Raw genomic sequence first — 19,981 nt, 5'->3', positions numbered from 1 at the left:
CATGAATTTTCCAGAAGAACTCAAATACACAAAAGATCACGAATGGGTAAGAATTGAAGATGGAATCGCAGTAATAGGAATCACAGAATTTGCCCAAAGAGAACTAGGTGATATTGTATATGTAGAAGTTGAAACTATTGGTGAAACAATTGCAACCGGAGAAGTCTTCGGAACAGTTGAAGCAGTCAAAACAGTTTCCGATCTTTTTATGCCTATTGATGGTGAAATCATCGAATTTAACGAAGAATTGGAATCTTCTCCGGAATTGGTAAATGAGTCCCCCTATGATCAGGGCTGGATGATCAAAGTCAAAATCACAGGTGATATCTCAAACAGTGACTTGCTTTCTCCTGAAGAATATTCAGAACTGGTAGGAAACTAAAAAATTGAAGTTAAAAAGGTTAATTCCGGCGCTATTTTGGCTGATAATTGTATCATTGCTACTGTGGACACCTGGAAATACCCTTAAGAATTTCCCGGTTTTTTCAGTTAGGGATAAATTGGGCCATTTCATACTCTTTGCTACACTTTCCTTTCTTTGGCTAAGAATAGGATCAATAAATTCAGAGAGGCTAATCAACATGAAATATTTTATTACTAATTTATTAGTATTTGTTTTAATATTTCCTATATTAGCAGAGTACTTGCAATTATTCGTACCAAATCGAACTTTTGATTACTACGATATCGTTGCAAACTTAGTAGGAGGAATATTCGGATTCATGACTTTTTTTATTTTATACAAGGCAGGAAGTAAACTTGTATAATTTAAAATAATTGGCTAGAATTGTTATTCCGTACATTGTGTAAAATTAATAACTCTATAAAAAACAACCATGGAAGCTAAAAAGACGCCAAAAGCGGATTTAACCAAGAGAACAGGAATGTTTTTGAATCTTGGTTTGCTCATTAGCGTCGGATTGGTCCTATTTGCTTTCGAATATAAGTCCTATGATTTGGGACCTTTGAAAGATCTTGGGAGTGTAACCGACGATTTTGAGGAACTGTTGGACATTCCGATTACAGAACAACCACCACCACCACCGCCTCCAATTGAACAGCCGATTATTCAGGAAATACCTGATGAGGTTGAAATCGAAGAGAAAATTGAAGTAAACTTCGATGTTGATGTTCAAGAAGAAACTGTCATCAAAGAAGTTGTTATAGCCGATGCTCCTGTGGTAGAAAAGGCAGATGAAATATTTGATGTAGTGGAGAATGCACCGGAATTCCCAGGGGGAATGTCAGCGTGGAATGCCTACTTAAGTAAAAATCTCAAGTACCCTACTCAAGCTAGACGTATGGGTGTAGAAGGTACGGTTTATGTTGTATTCGTTGTTAATACTGATGGATCAATACAAGACGTAGAAATTCTTAGGGGTATTGGAGGAGGCTGTGATGAAGAAGCTCTAAGAGTGGTAAGCGGTGCTCCGAAATGGACTCCAGGTAAGCAAAGAGGTAGACCTGTAAGGGTTAGAATGAGACTTCCAATAAGATTTAAACTTGGATAAAAAATATTAAAGGGGCTTTCGCCCCTTTATTTTTGTGTTGTTAAACTATTTTTTTAGTATTTTTTCTTTATAATTAGTTTTTGAATCACTGAATTCACGGCCCACCAACCAAAAATTGTATCCTCCCCCAATCACTTCTCCAATAATTATCGAAATATTGATTATGAAATCCTAGAAAAAGAAATCCCTCAAATCCAAGAACCATTCATCTATTCAGGTCACATTCCAAAAAACCAATCCGCTACAAAATATTCAACGACTGTTCTTTGATTTTTTCCAGCTCGTCTTTCATGATGACCACATGCTTTTGAATCTGTGCATCGTTAGCCTTAGAACCTATGGTATTGATCTCACGACCGATTTCCTGACTAATAAAACCCAACTTCTTGCCTTGATTATTATCTTCCAAAAGATTTTTTTTGAAATAATCAAGGTGAGTCTCCAGTCGGACTATCTCCTCTGTGATATCAATTTTTTCGAAATAGTAGATCAATTCCTGTTCAAATCTATTTTTATCAAAACTGTTTTCTTCCAACCAATCATTGAAATTGTTTCTAATCCTGTCCCTAATTCTGTTTTTGCGAACTGGATCCACCTTTTTTATCTCCTCTAGACCTGACACAATCACTGATAGATTATCAAGAAATTTTCCTTCTAGGACAATCCCCTCATCTTTTCTGAACGAATCACATTTTTTTAACGCTTTTATAATGGTTTCTTTTAAAACCTCCCATTCTTCAACATCCGAGTTTTTTTCACTTAGATTGGTGATAACATTTGGAGATTGGAGGGCGAGTTTAAAAATATCTCCACTTTCAGTACCCGCCCTGTTCATTAAAGATTGATATTTTTTGAAATAATCAAGAAATAAATCTTCATTGATCCCTACGGGTAACTCCTGAACTTTCTTACTGCTATATTCAATACTCAGATTTACTTTGCCCCTATCCAAAATACTGCTGACAATATTCCTGATATCAAGTTCTTTGTCCGAAAATTGTTTTGGGGCTCTTATGGAAAGATCCAAAAATTTTGAGTTCAGGGTTTTAACTTCAACGACTAAGTTTAAATTATCATCCTCAAAAGTGGCCAGGCCAAAGCCTGTCATTGATTTAATCATATAAGTTAGGATATCGAATTAGCAAGAATTAGAAATTATGACCTAAGGTAACATAAAATTTCAATTCGTCTCCTTGATAATTTCGGATAGGTTTTGCGACGTCAAACTTAACATAATTGTTCAGCAAGACAGTTCTTAAACCTCCACCAAAACTTTGTAGCCATGGATTGTTGAAGTTATTGATGGTGATCCTAAACGGAGACCCGGGGGTACTGATTACTTCCGTATTTTGGTCATTGATTCTTTCCCAAGGAGCAGATGTATCCCAGGCAGAACCTATATCATAGAAGGCAACCAATTGAAAATTCTTCACGAAGTTTGAGGTGATATTACCTCTGGAAAGATAAGAAAACAACGGAATACGTAACTCTGTGGAAAAGGTCATCACATTTCTACCTCTAATCTCATCCAAAAGATATCCTCGGAGATCAACAAATTCTGCAAAAAGAATATTTGAATTTTCTACACCATCCGGATTTCTGACTGGGGATTCTTCAGGGCGATTTGTCGGCGGAACATAAAACTGATTGAAGAGCCAATTGTCCATCCCGCCCACTATATAGTTCTGTGGATTGTTGCCAATAAAAGAACCCATGAAAACTCTGGAAGCCAGAATTATATTCTTGTGAATGCTTAGGTAGTTCCTTAAATCCATGTAAAGGTTTGTAAATGATCTTTCTCCCAAATTCAAACCCTGGTAGTGGATCACTCCTGCTTTTGCTTTGAATCCTTTTTCCATGTATAAACCTATGGTGCGGGTATTGTCAAAGACATATTCAAACCTTCCACCCACATAATTGACATCTAGCCTGTTTTGTTCAGGAATCTGGCCTCTTATGATTGAATCAGGATTTACATTGAAATATTGTGTTTTGGCTATTAGTGGTGAAATTGTCACTCTGGAATGTACACTGAAAGGATAAGAGAAGCCAAATTCAACTTTGTTCAATACATACCGTCTACGCAAAACCTCATCATTAGGTGGAATCTGAAGTGCCATTCTGTCGTACCTAAGCCTAAAGTCAATTCTTTGTTTTAGATATTCATACTCAAAAAACACATCACTTCCAGAACGTAAATCAAGCGGAACCATTATTCCACCTTTAAAATTATGATCATCTAAAATGTCTGTGATTTTGCCTGAAAGTCCAATTCCAAAACCCCTGAGCGGATCAATCACAAAATCTGTATTCAGACTATTGGTAATGAATTGCGGGGACATTCTTTGAGGACCGGTTACACGCCTTTGCAAACTCTGTTTTCTAAAATTCTCCAAAAGATTGCTTCTGCCACTTTCCCTTGCTTGGGTAGGTCTTGATTCAGGAACAATAGACCTTGGAATGGTATCGAAAGTATAATTATCAGTATCTATTCCTCCTTTCCTTTCAAACCTCAGCCTTTCAGTGTTAATACTCCCTGTAAGACTTTTGGGGGGAGGAATAGTATCTTGAGAGGAAGTTATTGATTGATTTGGGGGTGGAACCTGTGCCGGAGGTGTCCCGAGCAATAAATCTTCCAACCTAAAATTCAAAGTCGTATCTCTCTTTGCCTGCGTTTGAACGGGTCTTCTTACTATTTCCGACTGTGGTTCTGTTTTAACTGCCTGATTTTCTGTTCTTCTACTTGAAATTCTTTCAGATAATAATTTTGCCTGAGAAAGCTGGATTCTTGGGGTACTGGGAGTAAATTGGTCTACATTGGAAAAGGTCTCCAATACCAATTTACTCTTATTCCCATCCCTGTAAGAATAAGCTACTCTATTACTCCTCGAAGAATAATCAAATGCTTCAAGACTTTTATTGAACGCTGACATCTGACTGACAATACTATTGGAAACTGTCAAACGCATAAGGTTCATAATTCCACTCTGATCACTCAAAAACAATATATTATTACTGTTCAGGACACTGGGTCTGATATTCTTATTATTGAGGTTTGTCAGCTTTTTAATGTTAATGGAATCAGCAAGATCAATTTGGTACAAATTGAAATAATCAGGCAAATTTTTCACATCAGGGGTTTTTGTAAGCAGTGAATCCGGTAATTCAGTTTTATTGGATGAAAAAATAACTGTAGAATCATTTAAAAAGACCGGAAATAAATTATCAAAAACATCATTGGTAATTCTTTTCCCTACCCCTCTTACATTCAATGAATAGATGTCTGATTTTCCGTTGGATATCGCTGATAAAATCATGTTTTTACCTGTCGAATTAAAATCAAGACTTAAAATCTGCGTAATATTTCTCAAAAATATTTTATCCTGAGCAGACCCATCAATCGCCCTGCTTCTCAGTGTAGTTATCCCCCGCTTATATGTGGCAATCGCCAGATTCAAAGTATCTCTCCAAGCAATAATGGGAGAAGATAAATTTGCTGGTTGATCAGATGAAACTGCTCCTCCTGAGAATATCGTCCTTTCCCTGCCGGTTGCCAATTCCCTGACCTGAACTTTGAATCTACCTCCACTATTGACGACATAAGCCAGATTCTTTGCATCAGGGCTAAATTTGATATCATTGATTTTTCCCAGGTAAGATGTCGAAGTAGATGCTATTTCATTGGTAGCATTAATATCCTTAAAAGTATTAAAAACCTGTTCATTCGTATTGATATAAAATTGCCTCCACTGCTCTTGGAAAGATTTATAGTTCAGTCCAATAGTATTGGCAATGCTGTTTTCTTCATTTCTGTTGATCCTACTGAGATTGAGGATACTTGAAATATATCTTCTTCCATACCTTTCCACAATAAAGTTCCAGACCGACTGACCGACCAACCCGGCTTCCCTGTTTTTTAATTTATGGAGTTTAATGGTTTTGTTTTCCTTAAAATAATGTCTGGCAAAATCATCCATTTCCATACTCCATCCATAAGCAAGGTACATCGCCGCACCTTCAATATACCATTCAGGAAAACTGTTGATGATATTTGATTGAAAAGCATCCGCAATGGTAGAACCATAAAGCATCTCTTCTATGATGACCTTTGAAGTAGTATAAATCAATTCTTTTTTGAAATCCTCCCAGGAACCTGAAAAAGCTACTTCTCCGATCAACCTACTGAAAAAAGTTTGTCCATCGGTCGTGAAATTATCTTTATTCAGATCTAAATTACTTTCCAGAATCTCCTGCTGAGAATTATAAATAAAAATTTTTGGCTTGGTGTAGGCTACATAACCGATCATTTGGGTCAACCTATCAAACTCTGATTCCAAAAAATCTATTGCCATTCTTGCATTGGCAGCCCCACCTCCATTGTAATAGATCTCAAAATTATTGGAGCTATAAAAATACCATTCAATATTTTTATGTTGTAACCTGTTCTTACCGAATCTTTCAGCGCTAAACTGCGCCAAAGAAAACAAAGGCAAGGTTAAAAAGAGGACAGATAAGCCTAAGAAAATAATCTTATTTTTCATTTACTTGATATCTCACTTTGGTTTTAAATATACTTAAAAAATTGAATTATGTTTTTGACCATCTATTAATGTTTACATCTTTTTCAATTTCTTCACCTTGGATCAGCATTTCAATCATCATTTTGCTGAAATATGGAACCAAGGAAACGCCTTTAGCTCCAAAACCATTAAAAATACTAACGCTTCTGTATTCATGATGTTTTCCAAGAAAAGGTTTTCTGTCTTTGGTAGCAGGTCTAATTCCGTAGCGATGGTTTTTAATTTCACGCACAGGGACGTTGATTAATTTGTCGAGTTTTTCCAAAATTTCGTTTTTTGCACTTGCTGTGGGCCCTTGATCCATATCATGCCTGGTGTAGGTAGACCCTACCCGGTGAAGACCATTGGGTAAAGTAATCCTGAAAACGCCACGATTGATAATTTCATCAGGATAAAAATCCTGAGTCAAATCCAAAATCTCCCCTTTTACCGGTGTAAATGGAAGGTGTTGGAAAAATCTGCTTTTCATAGCACCCAAGCCGTTACAGTAAATTACAGCTGAAGCTGTAATGTCTTTGTAACCAATCTTCTCTTTTTTTATTGTCAAATACTCCTCCTCAAATTCCTCCTCAATAAGAGCTCCCTTATTTTTAAGAAAAACCGAATACTCATCCAAAAGCTTATTCAGATCTACATATCCGGAATTTTTAAGCATAATTCCTCCAAAAGGATTTACTACCTCTATGTGATGTTGTTTGGTGAAAACCTGATCAAAGTAAGGCATAAAACCAGGTTCACCGCTTTTGCCCATCCACTCATTCTGTTCCTCAATATTTAGAAACGGCCGGTAAATTTTCAATGGGTAAAGAAATTTACTGTTCAGAGCAGTTTCCAACTGGGAGTAAAAAGGTTCTATCTCTGGGAATATACTATCCGCAAGCCATGATTTAACCATTTTTTTCCCGGTAATCGGATTATATAGTCCTGCTGCCACTCTACTGCTTTGATTGGCAGAAGGCTGATCAATGACCAAGACTTTTTTTCCCGCTTCCAGTAATCGAAATGACAATGCCGTTCCGGCTAATCCCTGACCAATTAGTAAAAAATCTACTTCCATGCCCAAAAATAATTTCTTTATTCGTTATTTTGAGTCCCATTTAAAAGAATTAAATATGCTCCGACTTAAAGTCTTCACATTCAATCCATTTTTAGAAAACACTTACATTTTATATGATGAAACAAAGGATGCGGCAATTTTTGATCCGGGCTGTTATGAAAACCAGGAAAAAACAGAACTGTCTGATTTTATTGAAAGAGAAGGATTAAATGTAACCCATTTGATCAATACCCATTGCCATATCGATCACGTGCTCGGGAATGCTTTTGTCAAAGCAAAGTATGGTGTTGATCTATGGATTCACAGGAATGAGATTCCCGTATTGAAATCAGTAAGTGCATATGCTCCAAATTATGGATTTGCAGGTTATCAGGACACTGAACCTGATAAATTTATTGACCAAAACCAAAAATTGAAAATCGGCAATACTGATCTTGAGATACGCTTTGTACCTGGACATTCACCGGGACATTTGGTTTTTTACTATGAACAATCAGGCATTTGCATTGCAGGTGACACCTTGTTTCAGGGGAGCATTGGGAGGACTGATCTTCCTGGAGGAAATCACCAAACTCTTCTCCGTTCTATCAAATCAGAACTTTTCACTCTGCCTGATGACACAAAAGTCTATCCGGGTCATGGACCCGAAACCACTATCGGCACCGAAAAAGAATACAATCCATTTGTAGGAAAAAGATCAACCTTTCAATGAAAAAGCATATACCGAATTCCTTGACAAGCGCAAATTTAATTTGCGGGATGCTGGGTATTGTTTTTGTTTTAAACGGGCAGATTAAATTTGGAGCCTATTTCATATTTGCGGCTGCCATATTTGATTTTTTAGATGGATTTGTCGCCCGATTGCTCAAAGTACACAGTGAAATCGGTAAGCAACTTGATTCATTGGCCGACTTGGTGACTTTTGGGATACTGCCTGCTTTTATCCTTTTCAAAATGGTGGAAGCCAACACAGATATTTGGTATTTACCCTATGTGGTTTTTGTCATTGGCGTATTTTCAGCACTTAGATTGGCTAAATTCAATATTGATGAAAGGCAGTCGGATAGATTTATCGGAGTCCCCACTCCTGCCAATGCCCTATTGATCAGTGCCCTCCCTTTTCTATCTGAAAAATCCCCTTTTTTTGAAAATCTACTCCAGAATCCTTATGTTCTTATCTCCATTTCTTTGGTAATGTCATACCTTTTAGTTGCTGAACTGCCATTGATTGCATTAAAGTTTAAAGATTTTTATTTTTTCAAAAATATTTTCCGGTACTTTGTGATCGCTTTAACCCTCATCTCACTCATTCTCTTAGGAATAGCCGGAATCCCTTTTGCGATAATTTTATATATTGCACTCTCGGTAATAGAGGCATGGATTACAAAAAATGCTGATCAGTAATATCAAATATAAAATTATCATAACCTACTTCCTGGCATTGACATCTGTAATCCTTCCGTCAATTGCTCAGGATAACGGAACTTTTTACAAATTCCCAATAACCGAATCAGGCGTTTACAAAATAAATGAAAGTCAACTTATCAGTCTGGGATTTTCAGGAATAAATGAAGTGTCTGTTTTTGGTTTCCCCGGCATGCTTCCTCAAAAGCTGGATAGCACACAAACCAATTTACAGTCAATCCCTACGCAGATCAAAGAAAAAGAGCTGTTTTTTTATTTGGAGGGCCCACATCAGATCCAAATCCAAAACAATAAGCCGGAATATCACCACCATATTTACTCCGATACGTTGTTTTACCTTATTGGGGAAAAATTTAATGACCATAAGATTGGAATCAATCAGTCAGAAGCTATCGAACAACCATTAGAAAACGGATTACTTTTTCAGGTTTTTGCCCAAAAATGGGAAGAAACAAATTTACTTGGTTCGGGAAGAAATTGGTATTCCAAGCCAATATTTACCGGTGAGAGATTACAGTTTGTCCAGCAAATCCCAAGTGAAAGTCTAAACCCTATAAATCTGACGCTAAAGTTGATGTCTCAGGCACTGAGCGCTGCCACTTTTAGGATCAATGTAAATTCACAGGAAATTGATCAATTGAGTATTGCTTCAATACCAAATACAACCTACGGCATCAAAGGCAGAGAAGAAATTTTCACCAAATCTTTGAACATTACGGGTAATGCCAATTTCAGTTTGCTTTTTCAAAGTGCTGATATCAATGCCACTGGATATTTGGATTATGCTATAATTTCTGTTCCTTTCAATTCTCTGGCCTTGAAAAAAGGAATCTATTTTCAATTAGAGGAGCAACAGGTCAATGCCTTTTCACCTGAGAATACCGTTTGGAATGTATCGGATCCATTTCAGGTTTTTGAAATTGAGGGTCAAGCCACTTTAAAATCAGGTGAAAAAATAGCGGTTTTCTCACCAGAGGAAGTACCAACGATTTCCGATTTCAGGATTTTGGGTAATTCAATAAGAAAGTTTGACTCATCACCTGAACTGATCATCATTACCAATGACCTGTTGAGGTCTCAGGCTGAAAGACTCTCTGCCCACAAAACAAACCTGGGCATTTCAAATCAGGTCGTCAGTTTAAAGGATATTTATGACCATTTCGGTTATGGAACCACGGATATTACTGCAATAAGAAATTTTCTTGCTTTCCATTATCAAAAGGACCACAGGTTGAAAAATGTCCTGATGTTTGGGAAAGGAACCTATGATTATAAAGGAAAATTGGGGGGAAGACCAAACCTGATTCCAATTTACAGTTCAAGAAACAGCCTCAATCCTCTTACAACCTACAGCTCGGATGATTACCTTGGATTTCTTGATTGGGGCCAAGGAGAATGGGTAGAATCCAATGCAGGAGACGAGCAGTTGATGATTGGGGTAGGAAGAATTCCGGCCATAAATCTGGTTGAATCAGAAGAAATGGTCAATAAAATCATTTCTTATGAGACAGGAATTAATAACTCGGGCGACTGGAAAAGAAACCTTGCATTTTTTGCAGATGATGGGGATAACAATATCCATTTGAGGGATGCAGAAGCCCATGCAGCATTTTTGTCCGAAAACCATCCTGAATTTTTGATCAAAAAATTGTATCTCGACAGATATGAACAGGTCCGAACGGGCTCATCCCAAAGCTCTCCGGTTGCTAAAGAGGCGATGCTGAATGCGATAAAAGACGGGGTATTGTTTATGAATTATATCGGACACGGAAATGAAACCACTCTGACAGCCGAAAGGGTATTTTCTGTTTCAGATTTAAATGATTGGCCTGAAAATCCATTGCTGCCTTTATTTGTAACTGCAACATGTGAATTTGGAAGACATGACAGCCCACTCATCAGATCAGCAGCTGAGGAGTTGCTTTTCGCACAGAGAAAGGGGGCGATAGGAATGCTTACCACAGGACGACCCGTATTCAGTAGTATAAATTTCGCTCTGAACAAGGCGTTTATCGAAACCGTTTTTCAGAAACCAAACGGGGAATTGATGGATTTGGGTACGATTTTCAAAATCACAAAAAACAATAGCCTCAACGGTCCATTTAACCGAAATTTTTCACTGTTAGGGGATCCTTCAATGAAACTTGCTGTACCCGAATTGGAAACTAAAGCAGAAAGCTTAATTGATTTGCAACTTGAAATGGAAACTGATACCCTCAAGGCTATGCAACAAATCCAGCTCCTTGGAAAGGTCAAAGACCCCTTAACAGGTGCAGTAATAGGGAATTCCACAGGGAATTTTGAGGTGCAAATCACCGATAAACCGAAAAAAGTGAAATCCCTAGGTGATGAAAGTGAGCCTTTTGAATTTTTGGAAGAACAGAATCTCCTTTTTAAAGGGGTGGGAAATATACAGGAAGGCTCTTTTGTCTCCGATATTTTTATTCCAAAAAATATAGATTACAGCTTAGGGACAGGTACCATAAGAATATTCGGGCAAATCGATAACGGAACAGAAGAGGCAATGGGTGCGGTCAGAATCCCAATTGGAGGCAGTTCTTTATTCCAAAATTCTGATGTGGAAGGACCAAAGATCCAAATGCTATATAGCGATGAATTGGTAGCAGCACCCAGTAAGTTCCCTTCTCCTACCCTGCCTTTGAGAATTTTGCTGGAAGATGAAAGTGGCATGAACATCTCATCGCAAAATATAGGTCAGGACATTATTCTCCTGGTCAATGACCAAAATCCAATAGTACTGAACCAAAATTATATAGCTATTGAAAATGGGTTCCAAAAAGGAATAATCAATACAATAATCAAAAACCTACGTGAAGGTACCAACAATATTACCCTGATTGCATGGGATAATTTGGGCAATCGTTCGGAGGTTTCTGAATCTATAGAAATAAAAGGGAGCTTACAACTTAAAATCCTTTCACATACCACCTATCCTAATCCTACAACCGTTCAAAGTAAATTTCAGGTTACCCATAATAGAGTTACTGAAAACTTAATCATGGAAATTGAGGTTTATTCTATTCTGGGAAGTACAATATTCAAATCTACAAAACGTTATGTAGAAGCTGATTTTTTACTGGACGATTTTGAATGGATTTTTTTCCGTTCAAAGACATATTATCCCGTAAAAGGAACTTATATTTACAAATTAGTGCTCACATCTGAAAAAGACGGTTCCTCTGATTCAAAGAGCGGTAAAATTATTATTAAATGAGAAAACAGATAAAATCGACGTTTAATCTATCCATTTTTGCAGGGATATTCCTTATGTCTTTTCAATTAATGGCCCAAAACTCATCCATAGTTTCAGGTCAGGATCCTAACAGAAGGGTAATTACCACTGCCGTACCTTTCTTAAATTTTGCGCCTGATAGCCGTCATTCCGGCATGGGCGATGCAGGTGTAGCTACAAGTCCTGATGTTTTTTCAGCACATTGGAATGCCGGTAAATTGGCTTTCATCGAAGACGATATGGGCGTTTCTCTTTCCTATTCACCTTGGTTGGGGAGATTAGTCAATGACATGTCATTAAGTTACCTGACATTCTATAGAAAAATAGACAATGTTTCTGCTTGGGGTTTTGACCTCAGGTATTTTAACATGGGTGATATTCAACTGACAGATGGCAGAGGCAATGAATTGGGAGAATTTACCCCAAGAGATATCGCTATTGGCGGAACATATTCAAGGAAGTTATCTGACAAATTCAGTCTTGGGATTTCAGGAAGATTCATACATTCCAACCTTTCTGGAAATTTATCTTCAGCAAGCGGTACAGAAAGCCGGCCAGGTGTCAGTATAGGCACAGATGTAGGTATTTATTACAACACAGAGGTTTTGACGGGAGACAGGATAGGAGTATGGTCCTGGGGTATGACGATTACCAATATAGGACCCAAAATCACTTACAACAGTGCTGATGATTTGGATTTTATTCCGACTAATTTCAGAATAGGAACCGCCTACCTCATGAATCTCAATGAATACAATTCTTTGACTTTCACATTGGACCTCAACAAATTGATGGTACCATCTCCGCCTATTCTGCAAACTGATGAAAATGGACAATTGGTTACTGACCCAAACACCGGGGATTTTATAATTGAAAGAGGTAGGGATCCGGATAGACCTTTGATCAACGCCATGTTTACATCATTTGTAGATGCGCCTGATGGCTTTTCCGAAGAAATGCAGGAAATCATGATCTCATTCGGTGCGGAGTATATTTATAATCAGGTATTTGCTTTAAGGACCGGATACTTTTATGAAAATCCCAATAAAGGCGGCAGAAGATATTTCACCATGGGTGTAGGAATCAAATACAAACAACTTGGATTTGATTTTTCTTACTTGGTTCCTCAGGTTCAAAACCATCCTTTAGGGGAGACATTAAGGCTTTCATTGGCTTATACTTTCCCCAGCAAATGATCTTAGACAGATCCAAAGCACCGGAATTTCGGATACCCAGCGAAATTAATTTCCCAAAACCAGAATCCAGGACTCTCTCAAACGGAGTCCCTGTTTTTTTCATTCCAACACCTGAAATAGATGCTATAAAGATTGAAATCAGTTCTGGGTCAGACCCCTTTTCAATACCTTTTGAAAAACTATTGGTTCCTTCCTTTACCCTACAGATGCTATTGGAAGGCACAAATTCCAAAAGCGGCAATGAGTTGGACGATATCTTTGATACCTTCGCTTCTGAAGTTGAACCCCATATAGGTTTTGAATATCTCGGAATATCTTTGCTTACAACCAAAAAACATTTTTCCAGTGTATTGCCCATTTTTAGAGAATTGCTGACAGAGGCAACTTTTCCGGAAAAAGAATTGGCAAAAAGGAAGAAACAAAAAGCCCTCAATATTTCTATCCAGAAAGAACAAAACGGGCATCGGGCTTCACAGCTTTTCAGAAAGTCTCTTTTTGGCGAAAATCACCCTTTTGGACAAATAGCGGATGAAAGTGATGTCAATAAATTTGAAAAAAATGACCTGATGGGCTTTTATGAAAGTAACCTATGGACTAATCCTGAATTATTTCTGACAGGAAATATAGATTCAAAGGAATTTGAGCGTATCACAGGTTTTTTTGAAACATTACCTGTTCATAATAGAATTCAATCCAATCAGAACTTTGTCAATGGTTCAAATTTTAGGTTCTCAGAAGAAAAAGAAAAGTCTGTCCAAAGCAGTATCCGGATAGGTTGTCACATGATTCCAAAAACCCACCCCGATTATATTCCACTGTTGGTTTTTAACACCATTCTTGGCGGATATTTTGGCAGCCGTCTTATCAAAAACATCAGAGAGGAAAAGGGACATACTTATGGAATTAGCAGTAGTTTGGGAAGTTTAAAATCCTCGGATTATTGGGTAGTCATGGCAGATGTGATCAAAGAAAATGCTGATGAAGTCATTGAGGAGATTTATAAGGAGATATTTTTACTTCAAACTGTCCCCATTTCGCAAAATGAACTGGATACTGTCCGGAACTATATGGTAGGCAAATTACTTACCCAATTCAGTTCCGGTTTTGAGCTTATCAGCAGGTTCAAATCAATCCATCAATCCGGACTTGATTTTGGTTTTTTTCAAAACCAACTTGACTATATTCTAAATTTTAGCCCGGAGGACATCATTAGAATCGGAAACAAATATTTCCATAGAGAAAATATGGTCGAGGTAATTGTAGGCTAATTCTTTTTTAAGAATAGATAAAGCCCTGAAAAATCCCACCTATATTTTAGCCATTTCTTATACCAATTTAATTTTGCTGCTTTGGGATTCAATTCTTCCGCCAAATCAATAAATCCTTTTGCCACATCAAAATTTGCAGACCAAAGGGCATGTTTGGCTTCATGCATCACCCGAAATAACAAGGCCCGTTTTTCTTTGGAAGATCTGTTCATTTTATGGATTTTTTGACAAACTTTCAAAGTAGAAGGCAACATTTCGGAGTTTTTGGCTTTGTATTGGGAAGCTGAAAAGGATTTAGGGTGTATTCTTTTCTTAACACCAATATGATTGGTAAAAACAAATTGGTATTCCCTTGCCAAGCGAACCATAATATCAAAATCTTCATAAACAAGCTCTTCATCGTACCCACCCTCTTTCCGGAATATATCAGCATCGAATACCAAGGATGCGGAAGGCAGAACATACTTTTTCACAATATCTTTGTATATGTCCCCCATTCTCACTTTTTGTTTCAATTTCCCAGATGGGCTTCTCTTATAAAAGGTCCGCTTTCTACCACTTTTTTCAACTAGCAGAACATCAGAAAAGCAACATGCTGAACCTAAATAATCCTGAAGCTTTGCCACTGATAAAGAAATATGGTCTCTCGAAAGCATATCATCTCCCGAAAGGTCAATAAGGTATTTGCCCCTTGCACTTGAAAATGCTGAATTGAAAGACTTACAATAAGGAAGTGGTTTTTCCCGAAAAATACAGGTATACGGGAAATTAATTATATTTTTTTCAAACCAGTATTTGATTACAGCAGGTGAATTGTCCAAACTTCCATTATCCACCACAATTAGTTCGATATTTGTATAATCCTGGACACGAACACTTTCCAAGGCATCCTTCACAAACAAGTCCTGATTATACGAGGTAAGGATAATGGTTACCAAAGGATTTGTGACCATAATGAAAAATGATTTATTTATCTTAGCATTATACCATTCAACTCTCGAATTGGTGTTTATCTTCCGATATAATCTTCTTCTAAATTAATTCTTTAACTTGAAAACTTATCCAAATGTAGGTTAATTTGTTTTATGAGGATTATTATTTTAAAATACCTGCTACAAGATTGAAATAAGTTTCATTTTAAGTTATAAACATCAGGCCCAAAAGCCAAATAATTGACCAAGTGTTTGCTCAAATCAATCAACTTAGTTTTGGATACCACAGATACATATCTTACCATTTCAGATGATTCTGAAGGACTTTACAAAGAAAAGGGCAGCAAGTTTCTGTCATTTGCCTTTCCTGCTTCCAATGAAGATGAAGTAAAAGAAAAACTCGAAATTTTAAGAAAAAAGTTTCATGATGCAAGGCATCATTGCTATGCCTATGTTTTGGGAAAGGACAGGGAGATTTTCAGGGCCAACGATGATGGTGAGCCCAATCATTCCGCAGGAGATCCAATTCTAGGTCAGATCAGGTCCAACCAACTCACCAATGTCCTTATTGTTGTGGTGAGGTATTTTGGCGGGGTGAAGTTGGGTGTAGGTGGATTGATTTCAGCTTATAGAACTGCTGCAGCAGAAGCCATTTCCAATAATATCATTGTAGAGGCAATAGTAAAGCACAAGGTCAAACTCCAATTTGACTATTTGTCAATGAATGATGTGATGAAAATCATCAAGGATTATGACCTGGAAATCATCAATCAACAGTTTGACAATGATTGTAAAATATCATTATTGGTCCGGGAAGGTTTGATGGATGAGGTTATTTCAAAATTTGAAAAACTTGAAGGTCTTGAATTTTCTAAGGATTGAAAGTTCCCTCAAGGTATCCTTGGTAACTTAATTTATTGTAAATTTCCAAACAGGCCCAAGCATCAGTAGCTGCATAAAGCAATTGTTTTTCCGAGAGTACAGGGGCTTCCCAATTGGATACTTGTTCGGATTTTGAGATCCTGACATTCAGAACCATTGCTGCAAGATTCCTTACACCAACATTTTCAAATCCCACTCTTTTTAATTCCTCATTGAGATCATAGAAACTCTGTGGTGCAAATGTTTCTCTTAACTTGCTGAGGGCTTTAAGGTCATCTCTGACAGCAGCACCGATCTTGACAATTTGTTTGGTTTCAAGCAATTCTTTGATTGCTCCAGGCATTCCAATCTGATTGACCCTGATCAAAAATGCCACATCCTTTGTAGCCAACTGCAAAAGGGCAACCTGATGTTGCCTGCCTTTGGTAAATGAAGGTCTGGTTTCCGTATCAAAACCTATTAGATTTTCACTGGAAAGCTCTTTGACCACATCCACTATCTGAGTAGGTTTATCTATTAATATTATTTCTCCCTCAAACTGCCCCAAAGGCAAATCCATGATTTCAGTTTTTGAGATCTTTTTTGGAATCATACCGCAAACTCCTTTTTAATTTCCAACATTTCCTCTTCACTGTAATAATTGATACCCAATTTAAGATAACCAAATAAGATGGTCATAAACGGACTGATGATATTGAAAAAACAATATGGTGCATAAGTTAAAGTGGCTACACCTAAGACGGAGGCTTGAGTTGCACCACATGTATTCCAAGGAATCAATACTGAAGTCACAGTCGCGCTATCTTCCAAGGTTCTACTAAGGTTTTCGGGTTTCAGTCCTCGTTTCCTGTAAATATCAGCGTACATTCTTCCGGGAACCAAAATAGCCAAATACTGATCGGATGTTGTGACATTGAAGAAAACACAAGTCGCTGCCGTTGATGCTATCAGTGAACCCACAGAGTGGACTTTCCTGATTACCGCTTCTGCCAACACCCTCAGCATTCCGCTTTCTTCCATAATTCCTCCAAAGGCCATGGCACATACAATCAACCAAATGGTGTTCAACATTCCTGCCATTCCTCTTGTAATCAGCAATTCATTTACTACATCATTCGAAGTGATAACACTTATTTCTCCATATAGTGCCATCATGACAGCCTTGAATGATTGGTAAACCATGCTGGAATCAGCTTCATTGGCTATAAGTCTGATTACCTCAGGCTGGAAAATGATGGCAAAAACACCTCCAAGTAGAGCCCCTGTGAGTAAAGCAGGTACAGCAGGGATTTTCTTAACAATCATTCCTATCACTACCAATGGAACAATAAAAAGCCAGCCATTGATATTGAAATTTTCCAAAATAACTGCCGAAATCTCTTTGACCTGACCGACTGAACCTTCAGCACCTGACGTAAAACCTATAATCCCAAAAATAATCAACGTGATAATCATAGTTGGAAATGTGGTTTTGGTCATATGTCGGATATGGGTAAACAAATCCGTTCCTGCCATCGCAGGAGCTAGGTTGGTGGTATCTGACAAAGGTGACATCTTATCCCCGAAATAAGCTCCCGAAATAATCGCGCCGGCGATAATGCCTTCTTCAAAGCCCAATGCCCTTCCTATCCCCAGAAGCGCAACGCCAACCGTAGCAACTGTAGTCCAACTACTTCCAGTGGCAACCGAAACAATAGCACTTACAATGCAAGCTGCAATAAGAAATATGGTCGGATTCAAAATCTGTAAACCATAATATATCATGGCAGGCACTATACCGCTGAGCATCCAAGTACCAGCAAGAGATCCTATCAAAAGCAAAATCAAAATGCTTGACATAGCCGAGGATATACTCTTGACAATGCCATCCTGCAGGATTTCCCATTTGATGTTAAGCCTGAATACTGCCACCAATGCAGCCACGGCAGACGATATCACCAAAACCATTTGATTGGAACCTGAAAGTCCCTCTGTACCAAATATCCAAATGTTGATGACGAGTAAAACTATGAGAAAAGCTATCGGAAATAATGCTTCGGGTATAGAGGGTTCCTTATGTTTCTTTGTCATCAAAGGGTTTTTTGAAAATTTTAAAAATTGAATTTAGTAATTTTTTGGAATATTACACTTTTGATAATAAAGCAACCAATTCTCCGGCTGTTTGCCATCCTATTGCTACCCCCATTCCTCCTAACCTGACAGCGACTCCTACATGGTTGTTTACCATTTTCACAATTGGAGTTTTGGAATCACCAAAGGCCATGATTCCTGACCATTCCATTTCTAATTCAGGAGGATCTCCAGGCATGATGATTTCACTGTATATTTCTTTCAAATAATTCCGGATTTTATCATTAATAACCAAATCAGTACTCCGTTCACCTATGAAATCAATATTTCTTCCCCCTCCTAATAATATTCTATTATCCACATTTCGGAAGTAAACAAAACCCTTATCATAATGAAAAGAACCGATCCATGGTATGGTTTTGGGGAGTTTTTTGGTGACCATGACCAATCCCCTACCGGGCACTATATCCAATTCGGGAATTAGATTTTTGGTAAAGGCATTGGTGCAGACAGCAATTTTTTCTGATTTGAAAGTAATCCCACTTTCTCTTTCCCCTACTATGACTTCACTTTTTTCAATATCCAAATGCCTGACTTCTGCACCTGTCAGAATCTTAATGTTCAAATGCTGACATCTGTCCCATAGGGATTGGATAAACTTTCCCGAGTCCAACTCGCCTTCATATTTGTTTTGGATAACTTTCAGGACTTTTTTTGAAAATCCAAATCTTGAAATATCCTTGAGCTCCTCAAAAACCGAATTACCGAAAAGCGGATATAAGAGATCATTGATTTTACCGAGTTGCTTCAAATCGGCAATCTCATTTTCAGTAATCAATTCAAATCCACTTGTTGCTTGATATCCCAAAGCTTCATCTCCAAACTCCTCTCTGATGGCACAAAGTCCTGAATACCTTTTTTTCACAAGGTTGAGAACTTCTAGTTCTGAATGATGACAGAGGTCATCCAAAATTTCAGTCAAGCTGCCAAAACAGGCAAAACCAGCATTTTTGGTACTTGCCCCACTTGGAAATAGGCCTCGCTCCAAAACCAGTACTTTTTTTCCAGGAAACTGCTTTTTGTACTGTATGGCTGTCGAAAGACCGACTATACCCCCTCCGATCACAATCAGGTCAAAGTTTAAAAAATGCGTCTTTTCCCAAAAACTCAACATTATTTTTTTTTCAGATTAGAGATATTTCAGGCTATTTATTAATTTAATGCAGATATTCCAAAATTAGCCCAACTCATTATTTCCATACTTTGATTTAACTACCTTCAACCTACCCAATGTTACCATGAGAAAAATTGATGAATTGTTATTGGAATATGGCCAAAGCCATCAAAATGAAACAAACAAAACCATACATTGGATTTGTGTTCCTGCCATATTTTTCAGTATAGTGGGATTGGTTTTCAGCATTCCTTCTGAGCAACTTTCAACCCTATTACCTTTTTTACATGGATTTGCCAATTGGGCCACTTTGATTTTGATCTTTATCCTGCTTTACTATGTTTCGCTGTCGCCGCCCTTGGCTTTGGGCATGTTTTTCTTTTCTGCTCTTTGTCTCGCTCTGGCCAATTTAATTGATTTGATTTCGCCTGTTCCTTTATGGACTGTAAGCGTCGTTATTTTCATTTTAGCCTGGATTTTCCAATTTTATGGACATAAGATTGAAGGTCAGAAACCTTCCTTTTTCAAGGACCTACAGTTTTTATTGATAGGCCCTGCTTGGTTGATGCACTTTATTTATAAAAAACTTGGATTGGCCTATTGATTTCAATTAAAAGGGAGTTATTAAGATTC

General features: G+C 37.7%; 17 protein-coding genes. 10 read left to right on the top strand and 7 right to left on the bottom strand.

Translation table 11 applies throughout. From position 1 onward, the window contains the following. Position 1 precedes the first annotated feature (1 nt). The 3 genes from gcvH (at position 2) to B9A52_RS11705 (ending at position 1,511) form a co-directional block, all read left to right on the top strand. Positions 2 to 382 (top strand): glycine cleavage system protein GcvH, encoded by a 381-nt coding sequence (gcvH, locus tag B9A52_RS11715; RefSeq protein WP_084120639.1) that lies wholly within the window; start codon positions 2 to 4, stop codon positions 380 to 382. 4 nt (positions 383 to 386) lie between these two features. Continuing rightward, positions 387 to 767, top strand: coding sequence for a VanZ family protein (locus B9A52_RS11710; protein ID WP_317045539.1), 381 nt, complete (start codon positions 387 to 389; stop codon positions 765 to 767). 69 nt (positions 768 to 836) lie between these two features. Then, entirely contained in the window at positions 837 to 1,511 is a 675-nt protein-coding gene (locus B9A52_RS11705; RefSeq protein WP_084120638.1) for an energy transducer TonB, read from the top strand. 241 nt (positions 1,512 to 1,752) lie between these two features. On the opposite strand, the gene B9A52_RS11700 is transcribed toward B9A52_RS11705, so the two are convergent. Genes B9A52_RS11700 through B9A52_RS11690 form a run of 3 tightly spaced genes read right to left on the bottom strand, consistent with a single transcriptional unit; the run spans position 1,753 to position 7,148 of the window. Continuing rightward, the gene (locus B9A52_RS11700; RefSeq protein ID WP_084120637.1) at positions 1,753 to 2,631 is read right to left on the bottom strand and encodes a YicC/YloC family endoribonuclease; all 879 of its coding nucleotides are present in this window, start codon (positions 2,629 to 2,631) and stop codon (positions 1,753 to 1,755) included. A gap of 28 nt (positions 2,632 to 2,659) precedes the next feature. Continuing rightward, positions 2,660 to 6,052, bottom strand: a complete 3,393-nt coding sequence (locus B9A52_RS11695; protein ID WP_084120636.1) for a biopolymer transporter Tol — start codon at positions 6,050 to 6,052, stop codon at positions 2,660 to 2,662. Between the two features lie 46 nt (positions 6,053 to 6,098). Then, positions 6,099 to 7,148, bottom strand: a complete 1,050-nt coding sequence (locus tag B9A52_RS11690; RefSeq protein WP_084120635.1) for an NAD(P)/FAD-dependent oxidoreductase — start codon at positions 7,146 to 7,148, stop codon at positions 6,099 to 6,101. Positions 7,149 to 7,203: 55 nt separating this feature from the next. Here B9A52_RS11690 and B9A52_RS11685 point away from each other — a divergent pair, with 55 nt between their 5' ends. Genes B9A52_RS11685 through B9A52_RS11665 form a run of 5 tightly spaced genes read left to right on the top strand, consistent with a single transcriptional unit; the run spans position 7,204 to position 14,290 of the window. Further along, positions 7,204 to 7,860 carry an MBL fold metallo-hydrolase gene (locus tag B9A52_RS11685; protein WP_084123485.1) on the top strand — a complete coding sequence of 219 codons (657 nt, stop codon included), beginning with the start codon at positions 7,204 to 7,206 and terminating at the stop codon, positions 7,858 to 7,860. Further along, positions 7,857 to 8,552, top strand: coding sequence for a CDP-diacylglycerol--serine O-phosphatidyltransferase (gene pssA / locus B9A52_RS11680; RefSeq protein WP_084120634.1), 696 nt, complete (start codon positions 7,857 to 7,859; stop codon positions 8,550 to 8,552). Before B9A52_RS11685 ends, pssA begins: the two co-directional genes overlap by 4 nt. After that, complete coding sequence (gene porU, locus B9A52_RS11675; RefSeq protein ID WP_084120633.1) at positions 8,539 to 11,808, top strand: type IX secretion system sortase PorU; 3,270 nt, start codon at positions 8,539 to 8,541, stop codon at positions 11,806 to 11,808. The genes pssA and porU overlap by 14 nt, the downstream gene beginning before the upstream one ends. Beyond that, a complete protein-coding gene (porV, locus tag B9A52_RS11670; protein WP_084120632.1) occupies positions 11,805 to 13,022 on the top strand; it encodes a type IX secretion system outer membrane channel protein PorV in 1,218 nt (405 codons plus the stop codon). Before porU ends, porV begins: the two co-directional genes overlap by 4 nt. Then, entirely contained in the window at positions 13,019 to 14,290 is a 1,272-nt protein-coding gene (locus tag B9A52_RS11665) for a M16 family metallopeptidase (RefSeq protein ID WP_084120631.1), read from the top strand. The genes porV and B9A52_RS11665 overlap by 4 nt, the downstream gene beginning before the upstream one ends. On the opposite strand, the gene B9A52_RS11660 is transcribed toward B9A52_RS11665, so the two are convergent. Further along, the gene (locus B9A52_RS11660) at positions 14,287 to 15,243 is read right to left on the bottom strand and encodes a glycosyltransferase (RefSeq protein WP_084120630.1); all 957 of its coding nucleotides are present in this window, start codon (positions 15,241 to 15,243) and stop codon (positions 14,287 to 14,289) included. The two genes, B9A52_RS11665 and B9A52_RS11660, sit on opposite strands and share 4 nt — an antisense overlap. 231 nt (positions 15,244 to 15,474) lie before the next feature. On the opposite strand from B9A52_RS11660, the gene B9A52_RS11655 reads away from it, so the two are divergent. Next, positions 15,475 to 16,104, top strand: coding sequence for an IMPACT family protein (locus B9A52_RS11655; protein ID WP_231955576.1), 630 nt, complete (start codon positions 15,475 to 15,477; stop codon positions 16,102 to 16,104). Here the strand turns inward: B9A52_RS11655 and B9A52_RS11650 are convergent. From B9A52_RS11650 to B9A52_RS11640, 3 genes are read right to left on the bottom strand one after another with little or no spacing between them, the layout of a single operon-like run. Further along, entirely contained in the window at positions 16,094 to 16,696 is a 603-nt protein-coding gene (locus tag B9A52_RS11650; protein ID WP_084120629.1) for a 3'-5' exonuclease, read from the bottom strand. The genes B9A52_RS11655 and B9A52_RS11650 overlap by 11 nt on opposite strands. Further along, the gene (nhaC, locus tag B9A52_RS11645; RefSeq protein WP_084120628.1) at positions 16,693 to 18,174 is read right to left on the bottom strand and encodes a Na+/H+ antiporter NhaC; all 1,482 of its coding nucleotides are present in this window, start codon (positions 18,172 to 18,174) and stop codon (positions 16,693 to 16,695) included. Before nhaC ends, B9A52_RS11650 begins: the two co-directional genes overlap by 4 nt. 52 nt (positions 18,175 to 18,226) lie before the next feature. After that, on the bottom strand, positions 18,227 to 19,348 hold the full coding sequence (locus B9A52_RS11640) for an NAD(P)/FAD-dependent oxidoreductase (protein WP_084120627.1): 1,122 nt from the start codon (positions 19,346 to 19,348) through the stop codon (positions 18,227 to 18,229). A 124-nt stretch (positions 19,349 to 19,472) separates the two neighbouring features. On the opposite strand from B9A52_RS11640, the gene B9A52_RS11635 reads away from it, so the two are divergent. Continuing rightward, complete coding sequence (locus tag B9A52_RS11635; protein ID WP_084120626.1) at positions 19,473 to 19,952, top strand: Mpo1 family 2-hydroxy fatty acid dioxygenase; 480 nt, start codon at positions 19,473 to 19,475, stop codon at positions 19,950 to 19,952. The last annotated feature ends 29 nt before the right edge of the window (positions 19,953 to 19,981 follow it).

The organism is Aquiflexum balticum DSM 16537 (assembly GCF_900176595.1).
Classification (GTDB): domain Bacteria; phylum Bacteroidota; class Bacteroidia; order Cytophagales; family Cyclobacteriaceae; genus Aquiflexum; species Aquiflexum balticum.
Note: the sequence above shows the minus strand (reverse complement) of the source record. Positions and strands in the feature narration are given on the sequence as shown.

Coding starts and splice junctions, on each gene's coding strand:
- B9A52_RS11695 (WP_084120636.1), bottom strand. CDS start 6,052: ATGAAAAATAAGATTATTTTCTTAGGCTTATCTGTCCTCTTTTTAACC.
- B9A52_RS11685 (WP_084123485.1), top strand. CDS start 7,204: ATGCTCCGACTTAAAGTCTTCACATTCAATCCATTTTTAGAAAACACT.
- B9A52_RS11705 (WP_084120638.1), top strand. CDS start 837: ATGGAAGCTAAAAAGACGCCAAAAGCGGATTTAACCAAGAGAACAGGA.
- B9A52_RS11660 (WP_084120630.1), bottom strand. CDS start 15,243: ATGGTCACAAATCCTTTGGTAACCATTATCCTTACCTCGTATAATCAG.
- B9A52_RS11665 (WP_084120631.1), top strand. CDS start 13,019: ATGATCTTAGACAGATCCAAAGCACCGGAATTTCGGATACCCAGCGAA.
- B9A52_RS11635 (WP_084120626.1), top strand. CDS start 19,473: ATGAGAAAAATTGATGAATTGTTATTGGAATATGGCCAAAGCCATCAA.
- nhaC (WP_084120628.1), bottom strand. CDS start 18,174: ATGACAAAGAAACATAAGGAACCCTCTATACCCGAAGCATTATTTCCG.
- porV (WP_084120632.1), top strand. CDS start 11,805: ATGAGAAAACAGATAAAATCGACGTTTAATCTATCCATTTTTGCAGGG.
- pssA (WP_084120634.1), top strand. CDS start 7,857: ATGAAAAAGCATATACCGAATTCCTTGACAAGCGCAAATTTAATTTGC.
- B9A52_RS11650 (WP_084120629.1), bottom strand. CDS start 16,696: ATGATTCCAAAAAAGATCTCAAAAACTGAAATCATGGATTTGCCTTTG.
- B9A52_RS11640 (WP_084120627.1), bottom strand. CDS start 19,348: ATGTTGAGTTTTTGGGAAAAGACGCATTTTTTAAACTTTGACCTGATT.
- B9A52_RS11690 (WP_084120635.1), bottom strand. CDS start 7,148: ATGGAAGTAGATTTTTTACTAATTGGTCAGGGATTAGCCGGAACGGCA.
- B9A52_RS11700 (WP_084120637.1), bottom strand. CDS start 2,631: ATGATTAAATCAATGACAGGCTTTGGCCTGGCCACTTTTGAGGATGAT.
- gcvH (WP_084120639.1), top strand. CDS start 2: ATGAATTTTCCAGAAGAACTCAAATACACAAAAGATCACGAATGGGTA.
- porU (WP_084120633.1), top strand. CDS start 8,539: ATGCTGATCAGTAATATCAAATATAAAATTATCATAACCTACTTCCTG.